Consider the following 14,592-nt stretch of genomic DNA (forward strand, 5'->3'; position numbering starts at 1 on the left):
TCCCGGCTTCTGCGGCCGGAAAATGTCATTCCTTGAACAAGGTCAGCCCATGCTGCACGGACTGTCCGCCGTCGATCGGCAGGATGGCGCCGGTGACGTAGCTGCCTGCACGGCTGCACAAATAGAGCGTTGCGCCGGCAATGTCATCCGGGGCGCCGATACGACCGATCGGAACGTGACTGCCGACGCGTTTCGCCTGTTCGTCGCTGCTGGTGGCAAAAGCCGTCATGCGGCTCTGGAAGGGGCCGGGGGCGAAGGCGTTGACGGTGATGCGTCGGGCGGCGAATTCGAGCGCCAGGGTGCGTGTCAGATGGTGAACCGCGGCCTTCGAGGCGGTGTAGGAATAGGCATCGTCGGCCAGCGGCTGCGTGCCCATCACCGAACCCAGGTTGATGACCCGGGCCGGATCGGCATCACTGGCGGCGGCTTCCAGCAGCGGCAGCAATTCGCGGGTCAGGTGGAAGACCGCGGTGACATTGACGCCGAGCACCCTGGCCCATGCCGAATAGGGGAAGCTCTCCAGCGGCGCGCCCCAGGAAACGCCGGCATTGTTGACCAGAATGTCCAGTTTCGCGGTGCGCGCCTTGACCTCGGCCACCAGCGCCGCGATGCCAGCCTCGCTGGAGACATCGCCGGCGAAGCCTTCGGCCCGACCGGCAGCGCCAAGCCCGTTCAACTCGGCTGCGACCTTGATGCAATCCTCGCCCTTGCGCGAAGCGATCATCACGCTGGCGCCGGCCCTGACCAGCGCGGTTGCCGCCATGCGGCCGATGCCGGTCGCGGCACCCGTCACCAGCGCGGTCTTGCCGGCCACCGAAAACAGCTCGTCCAGATAGCTCATCACAATTCTCCGCGCCTTGCTCCGGCATGCGGGCAAAACAGTTCGCGTTGACAAGGCTATCCGAAGTACGGTCATCCTTGCCATGGGTAAAGTGCCCGGCGTGCATGAAGGGTTAGCGACCGATGACAGACATGAATCTCGGCATGACCGAGCGGCTGAGGCCGATCCACGCGCGCGTCGCGGCGATGGTGCGCGACGAGATCATGCCGCTCGACGAGGAATTCCTCGGCGAGGTGGGCAAGGCCGGCGACCGCTGGGTCCATACGGCGCGCCAGAGCGAGATCCTCGAAGGGCTGAAGAAGACCGCGAGAGAGCGTGGCCTGTGGAATTTCTGGCTGACCGGCTCGGAACGCGGCTACGGTCTTTCCACCGTCGAATACGCCTATCTGGCCGAGGAGATGGGCAAGGCGCATCTCGGCGCCGAGACCTTCAACTGCTCGGCGCCCGACACCGGCAACATGGAGGTGCTGGAGCGTTACGGTTCCGCCGACCACAAAAAGGCATGGCTGGAGCCACTGCTCGACGGCAAGATCCGTTCTGCCTACCTGATGACCGAGCCGGATGTCGCCTCGTCCGACGCCACCAACATTTCGATGCGCTGCGAACGCCAGGACGGCGACTATGTGCTCAACGGCGAGAAATGGTGGGCCTCCGGCGCCGGCGATCCGCGCTGCGCCATCTATATCGTCATGGTCCGGACCGGCGGCGATGAAGAGCCGCAGCACCGCCGCCATTCGATGGTCCTGGTGCCATCAGACACAAAAGGCGTGACCAAGGTCCGGGCCATGCAGGTCTATGGCGACGACGACGCGCCGCATGGTCACATGCACCTTCGCTTCGACAATGTCAGGGTACCGGCATCGAACCTTATCCTCGGCGAGGGCAGGGGCTTCGAGATCGCGCAAGGCCGGCTCGGCCCCGGCCGCATCCATCACTGCATGCGCGCCATCGGCCAGGCCGAGATGGCGCTGGAGATGCTCTGCCAGCGTTCCGTGCGCCGCGAGGCCTTCGGCCAGAAGCTGGCGAAACTCGGCGCCAATTTCGACATCATCGCCGAATGCCGCATGGAGATCGAGATGGCGAGACTGCTCTGCCTCAAGGCGGCGTGGATGATCGATCAGGGCGACGCGCGTGCCGCCGCGCCCTGGATCAGCCAGATCAAGGTCATCGCACCGCGCGTCGCGCTCAAGGTCACCGACGAGGCGGTGCAGATGTTCGGCGCGCAAGGCATCAGCCAGGACACGCCGCTCGCGCGCTCGTGGACGCATCTGCGGACATTGCGCCTGGCCGACGGGCCTGACGCCGTGCATCGCCGGCAAGTGGCGCGCACCGAGCTGAAGAAATACACGCAGGAAAGGGTCTGAGCAGCAGCTCAGCGCGGCCGCGTTGCGGTCTTTCTGCAGAACCAAGGAGCGTTCCGATGACTGTCCCGTCCGAAATGAAAGCGCTGCTGCTGATCGGCGACGGCTACACCAAGACCCCTACCGGCAGCGTGCTGGAGGCGATGGAACCCTATCTGCAGCCCGGCAGTATCGCTGTGCCTACGCCCGGGCCGACGCAGGTTCTGATCAAGGTCAGCCTGGCTTCGATCAATCCGTCCGATGTCATGTTCGTCAAGGGCCAGTACGGCCAGCCACGCGCCAAGGGACAGCCAGCCGGCTTCGAGGGGGTCGGCACCATCGTTGCCGGCGGCGACGAGCCTTATCCCAAAAGCCTCGTTGGCAAGCGCGTCGCCTTCGCCACCGGCCTCAGCAACTGGGGCTCGTGGGCGCAATATGCCGTCGCCGAGGCAGCCGCGTGCATTCCGCTGCTCGACACGGTGCGCGACGAGGATGGTGCTGCGATGATCGTCAATCCGCTCACAGCGATCGCCATGTTCGACATCGTCAAGCAGGAGGGCGAAAAGGCCTTCGTGATGACCGCCGGCGCCAGCCAGCTCTGCAAGCTGATCATCGGCCTGGCCAGGGAGGAAGGGTTCCGGCCGATCGTGACCGTGCGCCGCGATGAGCAGATCGCATTGCTCAAAGAGCTTGGCGCCGCACACGTCCTCAACGAGAAGGCGCCGGATTTCGAGGCTGCGCTGCGCGAGGTGATGAAGGAAGAACAGCCGCGCATCTTCCTCGATGCGGTCACCGGGCCGCTGGCTTCAGCCATCTTCAATGCAATGCCGAAGCGGGCGCGGTGGATCGTTTACGGCCGGCTCGATCCTGAGGCCACGATCATTCGCGAGCCTGGCCAGCTGATCTTCCAGCACAAGCATATCGAGGGCTTCTGGCTGAGCGAATGGATGCGGCAATCCAAGGAGCGGCGCGGCCCGGCGATCCTCGAAGCGCAGAAGCGTTTCTCCGACGGGCGCTGGTCGACCGATGTGACGGCTGTCGTGCCACTCGCTGAGGCCATGGCGCGGGTGCCGGCGGAACTGGCCAAGCCCAACGGCAAGGTTTTCATCCGGCCTTGACGTCATTCGAAGCGGTGCCGGAAGCGCGAATAGGAGGCTTTCAGAACGCTTTTGCCGGCTAGGCCGTCACGGTGAATGACCTTCCGCGACGGCCCGCGCAGTTGATGGCCGCGTCTTTCAGCCCCCTATGCCACGCTGCTTTGTCCGTGATATGCCGCCGCCATCGAAATGCCGGACGGCGCAGGCAAGGGCCTGTTCCGGGGTGGCGTGGGGTGCCTTGATGACGATTTCCAAGCCGGTTTTCGACCGTTTGGGACTTAGCCTGTGGATCGGAGCGTTCCTGATCGTTCTTGTCCTGGTGCTGTGGTCGCCCGACACGCGCACGGTGTTGCAGGCCTACAGATACGGCAGCGAGGAATTTCTGGCCGGCCGGCCACTTTACAATATTCAGTCCGAGATGGGGTATCTCTACGCGCCGGCCTTTGCCGCGCTCTATGCTCCGCTGTTCAAGCTGGGACCGCAAATAGGCGGGCTGGTGTGGCATGTTCTCGGCTTCGCGGTGCTGACCTTCGCCGCGGTGCGGCAGGTGCGCAAGCTCGGCGGCGGGGAATTGACCTGGCTGCTTTCGTTCGGTCTCTTCCTCGCCCTGCCGATGGCGCTCGGTGCGATCCGCAACGGCCAGGCGACGATCCTTTTGACCGGCGCCTGCTGGCTTCTCACTTTGTCGGCGCTTGAAGGGCGGCGCGCCGAGACGTTTTTCTGGGCCTCGCTTGCCATCATCGCCAAGCCGACCGCGATCATCATGCTGCTGCTGGTTGGAGCGCTGCGACCCCGGCTGATACCGGTGCTGGTGTTGGCGGTGCTGTTCGTGCTCGTCCTGCCTTACGCGTTCGCTCCCGCCGGCTATCTAAACGACCAATATCGTGATTTCGCCCACATGCTGACCTCGATGGCTGTCGACAACACCAGCCACTTTGTTCCGACCGACTTCACGGCGCCCTTCACCACGATGGGGCTGCCCATCCCGGAATTCGGTGCCACGATCGTGCGCATCGTCATGGCCCTGCTGACGCTTTCCGCGGTCGTCTGGTTCGACCGCAAGCTCGAACGCGGAACTGCCGGGCTTGCCATCTTCCTGACGGCAACGTTCTACATGTGCGTCTTCAACCCGCGCGTAGAACCCAACACCTATGCCATGATCGCCGTACCCGCCGGGCTCGCCATCGCCCTGTTGTGGCGCGAGGAACAAGGCGGCGTCCTGGCCTCGGCGCTGTCCATGGCGCTGTTCCTGACCGGGCTGACCGGCGTCGAGCGCCATATCCATGATTTCTTCTACCCCTGGTTCCGGCCGGTCGCGGTCACCGTGATTGCCGGTTGCCTGATCTGGTGGTTCTGGGCAAAAGCACGAGACAAGGTGATGAATGAAAGGCCTGTCGCACATGGCTGAGTCTCGGCCTACCCTCGATATCGTGGCGCCGTTCCTCAACGAGGCGCAATCGGCATCGGCCTTTGCTGAATTGCTCGACAAGCTCGAAGTCGCGGTGGCGCAGCGTTTCGGCATGGCCGTCCACAAGATCCTGGTCGATGATGGTAGCCACGACGATGGCGCCGAGCGGTTTTCGCAGGCCCTGTCGGGTTCCTGGGAGATCGTGCGGCTCAGCCGCAATTTCGGCAAGGAGGTCGCGGTGCTCGCCGGCCTCGACCAGTCGCGCGGTGACATTGTGCTGATCATGGACGCTGACCTTCAGCATTCGATGGACATCAGCCTGAAGATGATCGCCGAACTGGTGGAAAGCCCCGGTATCGATGTCGTCTACGCGCAGAACGACCGCCGCGAGGCCAGCTGGCGGCGCAGCCAGCTGGCCCGGCTTTTCTACAGCCTGATCAACAGCAGCCAGCGCTTCGACATTCCCGAAAATGCCGGCGACTTTCGCGTCATGCGCGGTGCCGTGGTGCGCGCGCTGACGAGCCTGCGTGACAAGCGGCGCTTCAACAAGGGCCTGTTCGCCTGGGCCGGCTTCCGCCAGAAGGCCATGCCCTATTCGCCGGAGAACCGCGCCAGCGGCACGTCGAAATGGAGCCGGCTCAACCTGATCGCCTTCTCGCTGGAAGGGTTCACGTCCTTTTCCGTCATCCCGTTGCGCATTATCAGCCTGAGCGGAATGCTGGCGGCGTTGGCGGGCCTCGTTTACGGAGCCAAGGTGTTCTTCGAGGTGATGTTCTACGGCGTCGCCGTCCCCGGCTATCCCAGCCTTATGGTCGCCGTCGTGCTGCTCGGCGGCCTCAACCTCACGCTGCTTGGCCTGATCGGCGAATATGTCTGGGTGACGCTTTCGGAAAGCAAGGACCGGCCGGTGTATATCGTGCGCGATGTCGTGCGCGGCGACGTTTCGGACAGGCCTCCAGGCGCGTCCGGCGCATGACGCGGCGCATCCGCCTGATCGCCGACGACTACGGCCTGGCGCCCGGGGTTTCCGCAGCGATCCTCGAACTGCTCGATCGCGGCCGTCTGACGGGTACCAGTTGCATGACCGGCTTTCCAGAATGGGAAGGGGAGGCGGCGCGCATAAAGCCATTACGCGACCGTGCCGCGATCGGGCTGCATCTTACCTTGACCGATCAGCCCGCCATCACCGGCCAGTCGAGCCTGGCGCCGGAAGGCCGGTTGCCGCCGCTGCGCTCATTGGCATTGCCGATCCTGAGCGGCCGCGTCGACGACCGCGACATCCATGCCGAGCTCGATGCCCAGTACGGCCGCTTCGTCGAGGCGTTGGACCGACAGCCGGACTTCATCGACGGCCACCAGCACGTGCACTTCCTGCCGGTCGTGCGAAAATGGTTGCGGGCGCGTTTTTCCGAAGCTGGCGGCAGCAGGCCCGCGCTTCGCGGTGCCCCGGCGCTGGGCGATGCCGCCGCGGCACCGAAAGTCGCGGCGATCGCTACCCTGGCCGCTGGCTTCAACAGGTCGATGCAGCGCGCCGGCTTCACCATTTTCGCGCCCCTCACCGGCATCTATGACTGGCGGCAGCCCGATAGATTTGCTCCGGCTCTCCAAGCCGCCATCAAAGCGCTGCCGGAACGAGGCCTATTCATGTGCCACCCCGGCCATGTCGATGCGACGCTGCGCGCACGCGACCCGATGCAGAGCGTGCGCGAGGCGGAATTTGCTGTCCTGGCATCGGGCGATTTCGGTGCAAGCCTTGCCCGCGCCGGCGTCGGGATCATGGGTGGCGAGGGATGAGCGAAGCCGACCGGCCCGGGCGTTCGACCGGCAGCAAGATCGTCCGCTTTGCCGTCGTCGGGCTCGCGAACACCGCCATCGACCTTGCCAGCTTCTACCTGATGCTCAAGCTGCACGTGCCGCCGCTGCCCGCCAACGTCGGCGCCTGGTTCATCGCGGTCACCTTCTCTTTCGTGGCGAATGGCTTCTGGTCGTTCGAGCGCAACCAGGCCGTCCGTCTGCACGATGCCTTCCTGCGTTTCGTTTCGCTTGGGGCGCTGATTTCGCTCGGCGTTTCCAGCCTGTCGATCGCGCTTTTCGCCGGCATTGCCGGCGTGTGGCCGGCCAAGATCGGCGGTGTCCTTGTGGCGGCTGTGCTGAATTTCCTCGCCGCGCGCTGGTCGATCGAAGGCCGCTTGCTGAAATAGCGGCACCGAGATCGATGCCATCGCTGAACTCGATGGCGACCCGGCTCGACCCGAGGAGGTCGACCTGACGTGCCGCTGACGGCCTAACGCAGGCTTTCCATCTCGCGGATGCGCTTGGCGCCTTTTGCCTCCAGTTGCCTCGTGACGGCGCCGATCAGCGTTTCGGCGACGACGAATAGGGCAGCGGAGGAATCCCATGCCGATGGCACCGCAGTTCGTCCTGCGATGACATGGCGGGCAAAACGGGCGATCGGCGACAGCCATTGGTCGGTGAACAGCACGATCTGCACGCCGCGCTGATGCGCCTTCTCGGCGAAGCGGACGAGGCTGTCCTGGTAGCGCCTGATGTCGAAGATCACCAGCACGTCGCGCTTGCCCATGTCGATCAGCCGGTCGCGCCACATGCTTTCTTGCCCGGCGAGGTGGAAGACATCGGGCTGGATGATGGCGAGGTGGGCGGCCATGTAGCGCGCCAGCGGATCGGTGAAGCGGCCGCCGATCAGGAAGGTCTTGCCACGCCGGTCGGCGAGCCGGGCCGCGATGTCGGCAAGCTGCTTGTCGGACAGGTGCCTGAAGGTCTCGCGCATGTTGTCGAGCGTCGCTTCCAGCATCGGTGACACGGTGCCGCCGCCGGGCGAGGGCGGGTTGAGCGTCCTTGTCGCCGGCGACTGCAGTTGTGCAGCCAGTTCGTCCTGCAGGCTCGACTGGAATTCCGGATAGTTCTGGAAGCCGAGCCGGGCGACGAAGCGCAGGATCGTCGGCGAGGAAACGCCGGCCGCGGCCGAGAATTCGGCAACCGTTTTCAGGCCGATCATAGGATAGCTGGCGATCAGCGTCTGTGCCGCCCGCCTTTCGCTGGCCGGCATCGTACCGAGGCGGTCGGCGATCAATTCGGCAATGCTGGAAATCATCTTTTCCCCATCCCTGGCCTGGCCCACGGTCTTTTCCGAAATCGCATTTGACAAAGCCGGGTAAACTGTATGAAATCATCCATAGGGACGCAATGAGGCAAAATACGTAACATACGATACAGCGCTCCCCGGGGACGGCAGACTATGGAGAAAGCACGGCCCGCCAGCCTTGCATCGTCTGATACCGTGAGGGTGACGAACCCGGGCGGATCGAGCCCTTTCGTGCTGACCTGCGATCACGCCTCGAATTTCCTGCCGGCCGAATTCGGAACGTTGGGCCTCGCCGCCGAGGACCTGTCCCGCCACATCGCCTGGGACCCGGGCGCGCTGCCGGTTGCGCAGCGCATGGCCGAGGCGCTCGACGCGACGCTGGTCGAAACCCGTATTTCTCGCCTCGTCATCGACTGCAACCGGCCGCTCGACGCGCCAGATCTGGTGCCGCCGGTCAGCGAGACCACAGCGATACCGGGCAATACCGGCCTGTCGGAAAAGCAGCGTGCGGCGCGTGTCGCCTTGTCGTGGCAGCCGTTCCATGGCGCCATCGAGCACATTGTCGAAGACAGGCTGGCGCGCGGGCAGGAGACCCGCCTGGTTTCCGTGCATTCCTTCACTCCGGTCTACAAAGGCCGCAGCCGGCCCTGGCATATCGGCATCATCCACGACGACGATCGCCGGCTGGCGTCCCCGCTGATTGCCGCGCTGAAGCGGCTTGCCGGGGTCACTGTGGGTGTCAACGAACCCTATTCGCCGGCCGACCGCGTCTATTTCACGCTGGAACGCCACGCACGTTCGCGCGGCTTGCCGTGCGCGATGATCGAAATCCGCAATGACGAAATCGCCGGCGAAGCCGGGCAGCGGAAATGGGCGGATCTGCTCACGGGCATTTTTTCTGATCTGGAGCCAGAGGAGGCCAAGGGCTCTCGACCAGCAGTCGGCAAGTCAGTTCAATCGGCCAGCTAAGAACCAACAGGGGAAACCAAAATGGCAGCACCGGGTTATACAGAAGTTGACAAGGCGGAGGACGTAAAGGCCCTCCACAGCATGGGCTATGCCCAGGAACTGGAGCGGCGGCTCAGCCGCTTTTCGAACTTCGCAGTTTCCTTCTCCATCATCTGCATCCTGTCAGGCGGTATCAATTCGCTGGCGCAAGGCACGTCAGGCGCCGGCGGCATCGGCATCGGCATCGGCTGGCTGGTCGGCTGCTTCGTGTCGCTGACCTTCGCGGTCGCGATGTCGCAGATCAGCTCGGCCTATCCGACCGCCGGTGGCCTCTATCACTGGGGTTCGATCCTCGGTAACCGCGGCACCGGCTGGGTGACGGCCTGGCTCAACCTGCTCGGCTTGATCACCGTGCTCGGCGCCATCAATGTCGGCACCTGGACGTTCTTCGTCGGCGCCTTCGGACCGGCGCTCGGCATCGAGGGCACGCTGACCAACCAGATGATCTTCCTGGTCGTCGTCACCGGTCTCCAGGCGCTGATCAACCACCTCGGCATCAAGCTGACAGCGAAGTTGACCGACTTCTCGGGTTATCTGATCTTCTTCGGCGCGATCCTGATCGCAGTGGTCTGTCTGATTTCGGCCGAACATTGGGATTTCAGCCGTCTCTTCACCTTCCACAATTACTCCGGCGATGCTGGCGGCGGCGTGTGGCCGTCGGTGTCGAATGCCTGGGTGTTCGCACTCGGCCTGTTGCTGCCGATCTATACGATCACCGGCTACGACGCTTCCGCGCATACCTCGGAGGAGACCATCAAGGCGGCTTCTTCCGTGCCGCGCGCCATGGTGATGTCGGTGGTCTGGTCGGCCTTGTTCGGCTATCTGTTCCTCGTCGCTTTCGTGCTGATGATCCCGAACATGGACGATGCTGCCAAGCAGGGCTGGAATGTGTTCTTCTGGGCCTTCGACCAGCGCGTCAGCCCCGGCGTCAAGGAGTTCGTCTACCTCGTCGTGTTCGTCTCGCAGCTGCTTTGCGGCCTTGCAACCGTGACCTCGGCGTCGCGCATGATCTTCGCCTTCTCGCGTGACGGAGGCCTGCCGGGTTCGGCGGCACTCGCCAAGGTCAGCCCGACCTATCGCACGCCGGTGGCGGCGATCTGGACGGCCTCGATCCTGTCGGTGCTGTTCGTCTGGGGGTCTACGCTGGTTTCGGTTGCCGGCACCTCGGCCTACACCATCGTCGTGTCCTGCACCGTCATCTTCCTGTTCCTCTCTTTCACCGTGCCGATCGTGCTCGGCATGTTGGCCTGGGGGACGCCGAAGTGGGACAAGATGGGGCCGTGGAACATGGGGCGCGGCGTGTTCATGCTGTTCGCCCTCCTGTCGATCCTGTCGATGATCCTTATCTTCGTCATCGGCATTCAGCCGCCGAACGACTGGGCGCTGTACATCACCGTCGGCTTCTTCATCCTGACGGCGATCGTCTGGTTTGCCTTCGAGCGGAACCGCTTCCAGGGTCCGCCGCTCGGCGATATCATCGCTGCGCGTCAGGCGGCCATCAAGGCGGCGGAACAGGCTGTCGGCGAGACGGGCCACTGACATCAAACATTGTGACCATGGCCGGCATCGCGCCGGCCATGGTTCTGTTTACCCCTTTCAATCGAAAAGCGCTGGAGTGCCAAAGGAATGGCCGGAAATTTCTCGTTCGATCAGTTGAAGAAAGCGGTCTCCAGTGGCGAGATCGACACGGTGCTGGCCTGCATCGTCGACATGCAGGGGCGGCTGGCGGGGAAACGCTTCCTGGCGCAATACTTCGTCGATTCCGCGCATGATGAAACGCATGGCTGCAACTATCTCCTGGCCGCCGACATCGATATGGAGCCGGTGCCGGGCTACAAGGCGGCGAGCTGGTCCAAGGGCTATGGCGACTTCGTCATGAAGCCGGATCTGGCCACGCTGCGGCGCATTCCGTGGCTGGAAAAGACCGCACTTGTCATCTGCGACGTGCTCGACCACCACACTCATGACGATCTGCCGCATTCGCCGCGCGCCATCCTGAAGAAGCAGGTCAAGCGGCTGACGGAGCGCGGCTATATCGGCTATTTCGCTTCCGAACTTGAATTCTACCTGTTCAACGAGACCTACGATTCCGCCCGCAAGAAGCACTGGCAGGGCCTCGACACCGCATCGCCCTATATCGGCGACTACCAGATCGGCATCACCACCAAGGAAGAAGGCGTCATGCGCCGGCTTCGCAACGAGATGGAAGCAGCCGGCATCCCGATCGAGAACTCCAAGGGCGAGTGGGGCCCGGGTCAGGAAGAGATCAATGTGCGCTATGCCGAGGCGCTCGACATGGCCGATCGCCACGTCATCCTGAAGAACGGCGCCAAGGAGATCGCCGAGTCCGAGGGCAAGGCGATTTCCTTCATGTCCAAGTACAATTACGGGTTCGCCGGGAATTCCAGCCACATCCACAATTCGCTGTGGAGCGCCGACGGCAAGACGCCGCTGTTCTTCGACAAAAAGGCCGACTGGACGCTGTCGACGCTCGGCCAGCAATGGGCGGCCGGGCAGTTGAAGTACGCCAAGGAGTTCACCTGGTTCCTGGCGCCCTACATCAATTCCTACAAGCGCTTCCAGGCCGGCACCTTCGCGCCGACCAAGATCATGTGGAGCGAGGACAACCGCACCGCCGGCTTCCGCCTATGCGGTGAAGGCACCAAGGGCATCCGCATGGAATGCCGCATCGGCGGCGCCGACCTCAACCCCTATCTCGCTTTTGCCGCGCTGATCTCAGCCGGCCTTGCCGGCATCGACGAGAAGCTCGAACTACAGAAGCCTTTCGTCGGCGACGCCTACCAGGCATCTCGTTTGCCGGAGATCCCGAAGACGCTGCGCGATGCGACCGAGACGCTGGCGAAGTCGAAGATGCTGAAACAGGCGCTCGGCGACGACGTGCTCGAACACTATGTCCACACCGCAAAGTGGGAGCAGTTCGAATACGACCGCCGCATCACGGATTGGGAACTGCACAGGGGGTTCGAGCGGTATTAAGGTAGCCTGCGAACGTTGACGCCGCCCCTCACCCTTACCCTCTCCCCGTGAAGAACGGGGAGAAGGTGCCGGCAGGCGGATGAGGGGCAGCGCCAAGCCACGCGATTTTTCGATTGTTGCAGAAGTGTGAGGACTTACAAAATGACCGAAACGGTCAAAATCATATCCCCCGTCGATGGCTCGATCTATGCCGAGCGGCCGATAGCGACTGACCAGGCGATCAATGCCGCAGTCGAGCGCGCCAAGGCGGCGCAGGAGAAATGGGCTGAGACGCCGATCGTGGAGCGCGGCAAGTACATGCTCGCCATGCTGGAGGCGCTGGTCGCGATGACCGACGAGATCGTGCCGGAGATCGCCTGGCAGATGGGGCGTCCGGTGCGTTACGGCGGCGAGTTCGGCGGCGTCAAGGAACGCACGAACTACATGGTCGAGATCGCCGAGGCGGCGTTGCGGCCGGTGCCGGCCTCCAATCCGAAGGAAGGGTTCCGGCGCTACGTGAAGAAAGATCCGCTCGGCGTGGTCATGGTGATCGCGCCTTGGAATTATCCTTACCTCACCGCCGTCAACACCATCGTGCCGGCGCTGATGGCCGGCAACGCCGTCATCCTCAAGCATGCGGCGCAGACGTTGCTGGTCGGCGAGCGTTTCCAGCAGGCCTTCGACAAGGCCGGCCTGCCCAAGGGCGTGTTCCAGAATGTCGTCCTCAACCACGCCCAGACCGAGAAGCTGCTCGGCTCGGGCAAGATCGACCATGTCAACTTCACCGGTTCGGTCGGCGGCGGCCGCGCCATCGAAAAGGCGGCGGCGGGCACCTTCATGACGCTCGGCCTCGAGCTTGGCGGCAAGGATCCGGCCTATGTGCTGCCGGACGCCAAGATGGATCATGCCGTCGCCAATCTGGTCGACGGCGCCTTCTACAATTCCGGCCAGTGCTGCTGCGGCATCGAGCGCGTCTACGTGCATGAGAAGGTCTATGACGAATTCGTGGAAGGCTTCATCGCCGAGACCAAGAACTATGTGGTCGGCAATCCGCTCGACCAGGCGACGACGATGGGGCCTATGGCACAGGCGCGCTTCGCCGACCTGATCCGCGAGCAGAAGGCCGAGGCGCTGCGCAAGGGTGCCAAGGCGCACATCAACATGAAGGTGGGCAACGACAAGGCCGGCTCGCCCTATCTGGCGCCGGAAGTGCTGACCGAAGTCGATCATCAGATGAGCGTCATGCGCGAGGAGAGCTTTGGCCCGATCGTCGGCATCATGAAGGTGCGTAACGATGAAGAGGCGATCGCGCTGATGAACGACAGTCCCTATGGGCTGACGGCTTCGATCTGGACGCGCGACACCGAGCATGCGGTGGCGATCGGCAACCGCGTCGAGACCGGCACGGTGTTCATGAACCGCTGCGACTATCTCGATCCGGCATTGGTCTGGACCGGCGTCAAGGACACTGGGAAGGGTGCCGCATTGTCGGCCATCGGCTACGACAATCTGACAAGGCCGAAGTCATTCCACCTGCGTGAAGCCATCTGATTTATTGAAAGACAAAAATGTCCAAGCTGATCTCCAAATGGAACTACCCCACCACCGTCCGCTTCGGCGCCGGGCGCATCAAGGAACTGCCCGAGGTTCTGGCGGCCACCGGCATCAAGCGGCCGCTTTTCGTCACCGATCCGGGCCTGGCGAAATTGCCGGTCGTCGCGTCGACCCTGAAGATCCTCGACGATGCCAAGGTCCCCTATGGCGTCTTCTCCGAGGTGAGGCCCAACCCGGTCGAATCCAACCTCACCGCCGGCATCGCCGTGTTCAAGAAGGGCAAGCATGACGGCGTCATCGCCTTCGGCGGCGGCTCGGCGCTCGATCTCGGCAAGCTGATCGCCTTCCAGGCCGGCCAGACGCGGCCGGTATGGGACTTCGAGGATGTCGACGACTGGTGGACACGCGCCAATTCGGATGCGATCGCACCGATCATCGCGGTGCCGACCACGGCCGGAACCGGATCGGAGGTCGGCCGCGCCGGCGTCATCACCAACGAGGCGACGCACACCAAGAAGGTCATCTTCCATCCCAAGCTGCTGCCGGCCATTGTCATTGCCGATCCGGAACTGTCGGTCGGCATGCCTGGCTTCATCACAGCCGGCACCGGCATGGACGCGCTCGCCCACTGTCTCGAAGCCTATTGCGCGCCGGGCTATCATCCGATGGCCGACGGCATCGCCGTCGAGGGTGTCCGGCTCGTTTTCGAAAACCTGCCGAAGGCCTATGCCAACGGCAAGGATCTCGTCGCGCGCGCCCATATGATGAGCGCCGCCGCCATGGGCGCCACCGCCTTCCAGAAGGGGCTCGGCGCCATCCACTCGCTGTCGCATCCGATCGGCGCGCTCTACGACACCCATCACGGCATGACCAACGCCGTGTTCATGCCCTATGTGCTGGCCTTCAACCGCGATGCCATCGAGGTGCGCATCGCGCGGCTCGCCGCCTATTGCGGCATCAAGGGTGGCTTTGACGGCTTTGCCAAGGCGATCATCAAGCTGCGCAAGGAATTGAAGGTGCCGCATGCGCTGCCGGGCCTGATCAAGGGTCTCGACATGGACAAGAAGCGCAAGGGGCTGATCGCGGACATGGCGGTGGTCGATCCGACCGCCGGCGGCAACCCGGTCAAGCTGACCAAGAAGGCCGCGCTGACGTTGCTCGAAAACGCCATCGCCGGCACGGTCTGAGACGTTTTCCGCGCCGGAAATTGATCTGAAAAGGGGCTACAGAAACAAGGGGGAGGATGACGGGCAAGGCAGAAACTA

Annotated in this window: 13 protein-coding genes; 11 read left to right on the plus strand and 2 right to left on the minus strand. The window is 63.6% G+C overall.

Annotated elements, in window-relative coordinates:
* Window positions 1-25: 25 nt before the first annotated feature.
* Complete coding sequence (locus OOJ09_RS09080; RefSeq protein ID WP_269904894.1) at window positions 26-841, minus strand: SDR family oxidoreductase; 816 nt, start codon at window positions 839-841, stop codon at window positions 26-28.
* Between the two features lie 122 nt (window positions 842-963).
* Between OOJ09_RS09080 and OOJ09_RS09085 the strand changes: the two genes are divergently transcribed.
* The 6 genes from OOJ09_RS09085 to OOJ09_RS09110 all read left to right on the plus strand — a co-directional run bounded on the left by OOJ09_RS09085 (window position 964) and on the right by OOJ09_RS09110 (window position 6,887).
* Window positions 964-2,205, plus strand: coding sequence for an acyl-CoA dehydrogenase family protein (locus OOJ09_RS09085; RefSeq protein WP_269904895.1), 1,242 nt, complete (start codon window positions 964-966; stop codon window positions 2,203-2,205).
* A gap of 56 nt (window positions 2,206-2,261) precedes the next feature.
* Window positions 2,262-3,299, plus strand: a complete 1,038-nt coding sequence (locus tag OOJ09_RS09090) for a zinc-binding dehydrogenase (protein ID WP_269904896.1) — start codon at window positions 2,262-2,264, stop codon at window positions 3,297-3,299.
* A gap of 220 nt (window positions 3,300-3,519) precedes the next feature.
* Window positions 3,520-4,686 carry a glycosyltransferase family 87 protein gene (locus tag OOJ09_RS09095; protein WP_269904897.1) on the plus strand — a complete coding sequence of 389 codons (1,167 nt, stop codon included), beginning with the start codon at window positions 3,520-3,522 and terminating at the stop codon, window positions 4,684-4,686.
* Window positions 4,679-5,662, plus strand: coding sequence for a glycosyltransferase family 2 protein (locus OOJ09_RS09100; protein WP_269904898.1), 984 nt, complete (start codon window positions 4,679-4,681; stop codon window positions 5,660-5,662). Before OOJ09_RS09095 ends, OOJ09_RS09100 begins: the two co-directional genes overlap by 8 nt.
* Window positions 5,659-6,480 carry a ChbG/HpnK family deacetylase gene (locus OOJ09_RS09105; protein WP_269904899.1) on the plus strand — a complete coding sequence of 274 codons (822 nt, stop codon included), beginning with the start codon at window positions 5,659-5,661 and terminating at the stop codon, window positions 6,478-6,480. The genes OOJ09_RS09100 and OOJ09_RS09105 overlap by 4 nt, the downstream gene beginning before the upstream one ends.
* Window positions 6,477-6,887 carry a GtrA family protein gene (locus OOJ09_RS09110; protein ID WP_269904900.1) on the plus strand — a complete coding sequence of 137 codons (411 nt, stop codon included), beginning with the start codon at window positions 6,477-6,479 and terminating at the stop codon, window positions 6,885-6,887. The genes OOJ09_RS09105 and OOJ09_RS09110 overlap by 4 nt, the downstream gene beginning before the upstream one ends.
* Before the next feature lie 83 nt (window positions 6,888-6,970).
* On the opposite strand, the gene OOJ09_RS09115 is transcribed toward OOJ09_RS09110, so the two are convergent.
* Window positions 6,971-7,798 (minus strand): MurR/RpiR family transcriptional regulator, encoded by an 828-nt coding sequence (locus OOJ09_RS09115; protein ID WP_269904901.1) that lies wholly within the window; start codon window positions 7,796-7,798, stop codon window positions 6,971-6,973.
* A gap of 144 nt (window positions 7,799-7,942) precedes the next feature.
* Between OOJ09_RS09115 and OOJ09_RS09120 the strand changes: the two genes are divergently transcribed.
* From OOJ09_RS09120 to OOJ09_RS09140, 5 genes are all read left to right on the plus strand, one after another.
* A complete protein-coding gene (locus tag OOJ09_RS09120) occupies window positions 7,943-8,758 on the plus strand; it encodes an N-formylglutamate amidohydrolase (RefSeq protein ID WP_269904902.1) in 816 nt (271 codons plus the stop codon).
* A gap of 21 nt (window positions 8,759-8,779) precedes the next feature.
* Window positions 8,780-10,336 carry an amino acid permease gene (locus OOJ09_RS09125; RefSeq protein WP_269904903.1) on the plus strand — a complete coding sequence of 519 codons (1,557 nt, stop codon included), beginning with the start codon at window positions 8,780-8,782 and terminating at the stop codon, window positions 10,334-10,336.
* 87 nt (window positions 10,337-10,423) lie between these two features.
* Entirely contained in the window at window positions 10,424-11,794 is a 1,371-nt protein-coding gene (locus OOJ09_RS09130; protein WP_269904904.1) for a glutamine synthetase family protein, read from the plus strand.
* A gap of 141 nt (window positions 11,795-11,935) precedes the next feature.
* Window positions 11,936-13,324: an aldehyde dehydrogenase family protein gene (locus tag OOJ09_RS09135; protein WP_269904905.1), complete on the plus strand. Its 1,389-nt coding sequence runs from the start codon at window positions 11,936-11,938 to the stop codon at window positions 13,322-13,324.
* 17 nt (window positions 13,325-13,341) lie between these two features.
* Complete coding sequence (locus tag OOJ09_RS09140) at window positions 13,342-14,514, plus strand: iron-containing alcohol dehydrogenase (RefSeq protein ID WP_269904906.1); 1,173 nt, start codon at window positions 13,342-13,344, stop codon at window positions 14,512-14,514.
* Window positions 14,515-14,592 lie beyond the last annotated feature (78 nt).

It is taken from the genome of Mesorhizobium qingshengii (assembly GCF_027563465.1).
GTDB lineage: Bacteria > Pseudomonadota > Alphaproteobacteria > Rhizobiales > Rhizobiaceae > Mesorhizobium > Mesorhizobium qingshengii_A.

Excerpts from the sequence above, each read along its gene's own strand:
- OOJ09_RS09120 (WP_269904902.1), top strand. The coding sequence starts at position 7,943 with ATGGAGAAAGCACGGCCCGCCAGCCTTGCATCGTCTGATACCGTGAGG.
- OOJ09_RS09100 (WP_269904898.1), top strand. The coding sequence starts at position 4,679 with ATGGCTGAGTCTCGGCCTACCCTCGATATCGTGGCGCCGTTCCTCAAC.
- OOJ09_RS09110 (WP_269904900.1), top strand. The coding sequence starts at position 6,477 with ATGAGCGAAGCCGACCGGCCCGGGCGTTCGACCGGCAGCAAGATCGTC.
- OOJ09_RS09085 (WP_269904895.1), top strand. The coding sequence starts at position 964 with ATGACAGACATGAATCTCGGCATGACCGAGCGGCTGAGGCCGATCCAC.
- OOJ09_RS09140 (WP_269904906.1), top strand. The coding sequence starts at position 13,342 with ATGTCCAAGCTGATCTCCAAATGGAACTACCCCACCACCGTCCGCTTC.
- OOJ09_RS09115 (WP_269904901.1), bottom strand. The coding sequence starts at position 7,798 with ATGATTTCCAGCATTGCCGAATTGATCGCCGACCGCCTCGGTACGATG.
- OOJ09_RS09135 (WP_269904905.1), top strand. The coding sequence starts at position 11,936 with ATGACCGAAACGGTCAAAATCATATCCCCCGTCGATGGCTCGATCTAT.
- OOJ09_RS09105 (WP_269904899.1), top strand. The coding sequence starts at position 5,659 with ATGACGCGGCGCATCCGCCTGATCGCCGACGACTACGGCCTGGCGCCC.
- OOJ09_RS09095 (WP_269904897.1), top strand. The coding sequence starts at position 3,520 with ATGACGATTTCCAAGCCGGTTTTCGACCGTTTGGGACTTAGCCTGTGG.
- OOJ09_RS09090 (WP_269904896.1), top strand. The coding sequence starts at position 2,262 with ATGACTGTCCCGTCCGAAATGAAAGCGCTGCTGCTGATCGGCGACGGC.
- OOJ09_RS09130 (WP_269904904.1), top strand. The coding sequence starts at position 10,424 with ATGGCCGGAAATTTCTCGTTCGATCAGTTGAAGAAAGCGGTCTCCAGT.
- OOJ09_RS09080 (WP_269904894.1), bottom strand. The coding sequence starts at position 841 with ATGAGCTATCTGGACGAGCTGTTTTCGGTGGCCGGCAAGACCGCGCTG.
- OOJ09_RS09125 (WP_269904903.1), top strand. The coding sequence starts at position 8,780 with ATGGCAGCACCGGGTTATACAGAAGTTGACAAGGCGGAGGACGTAAAG.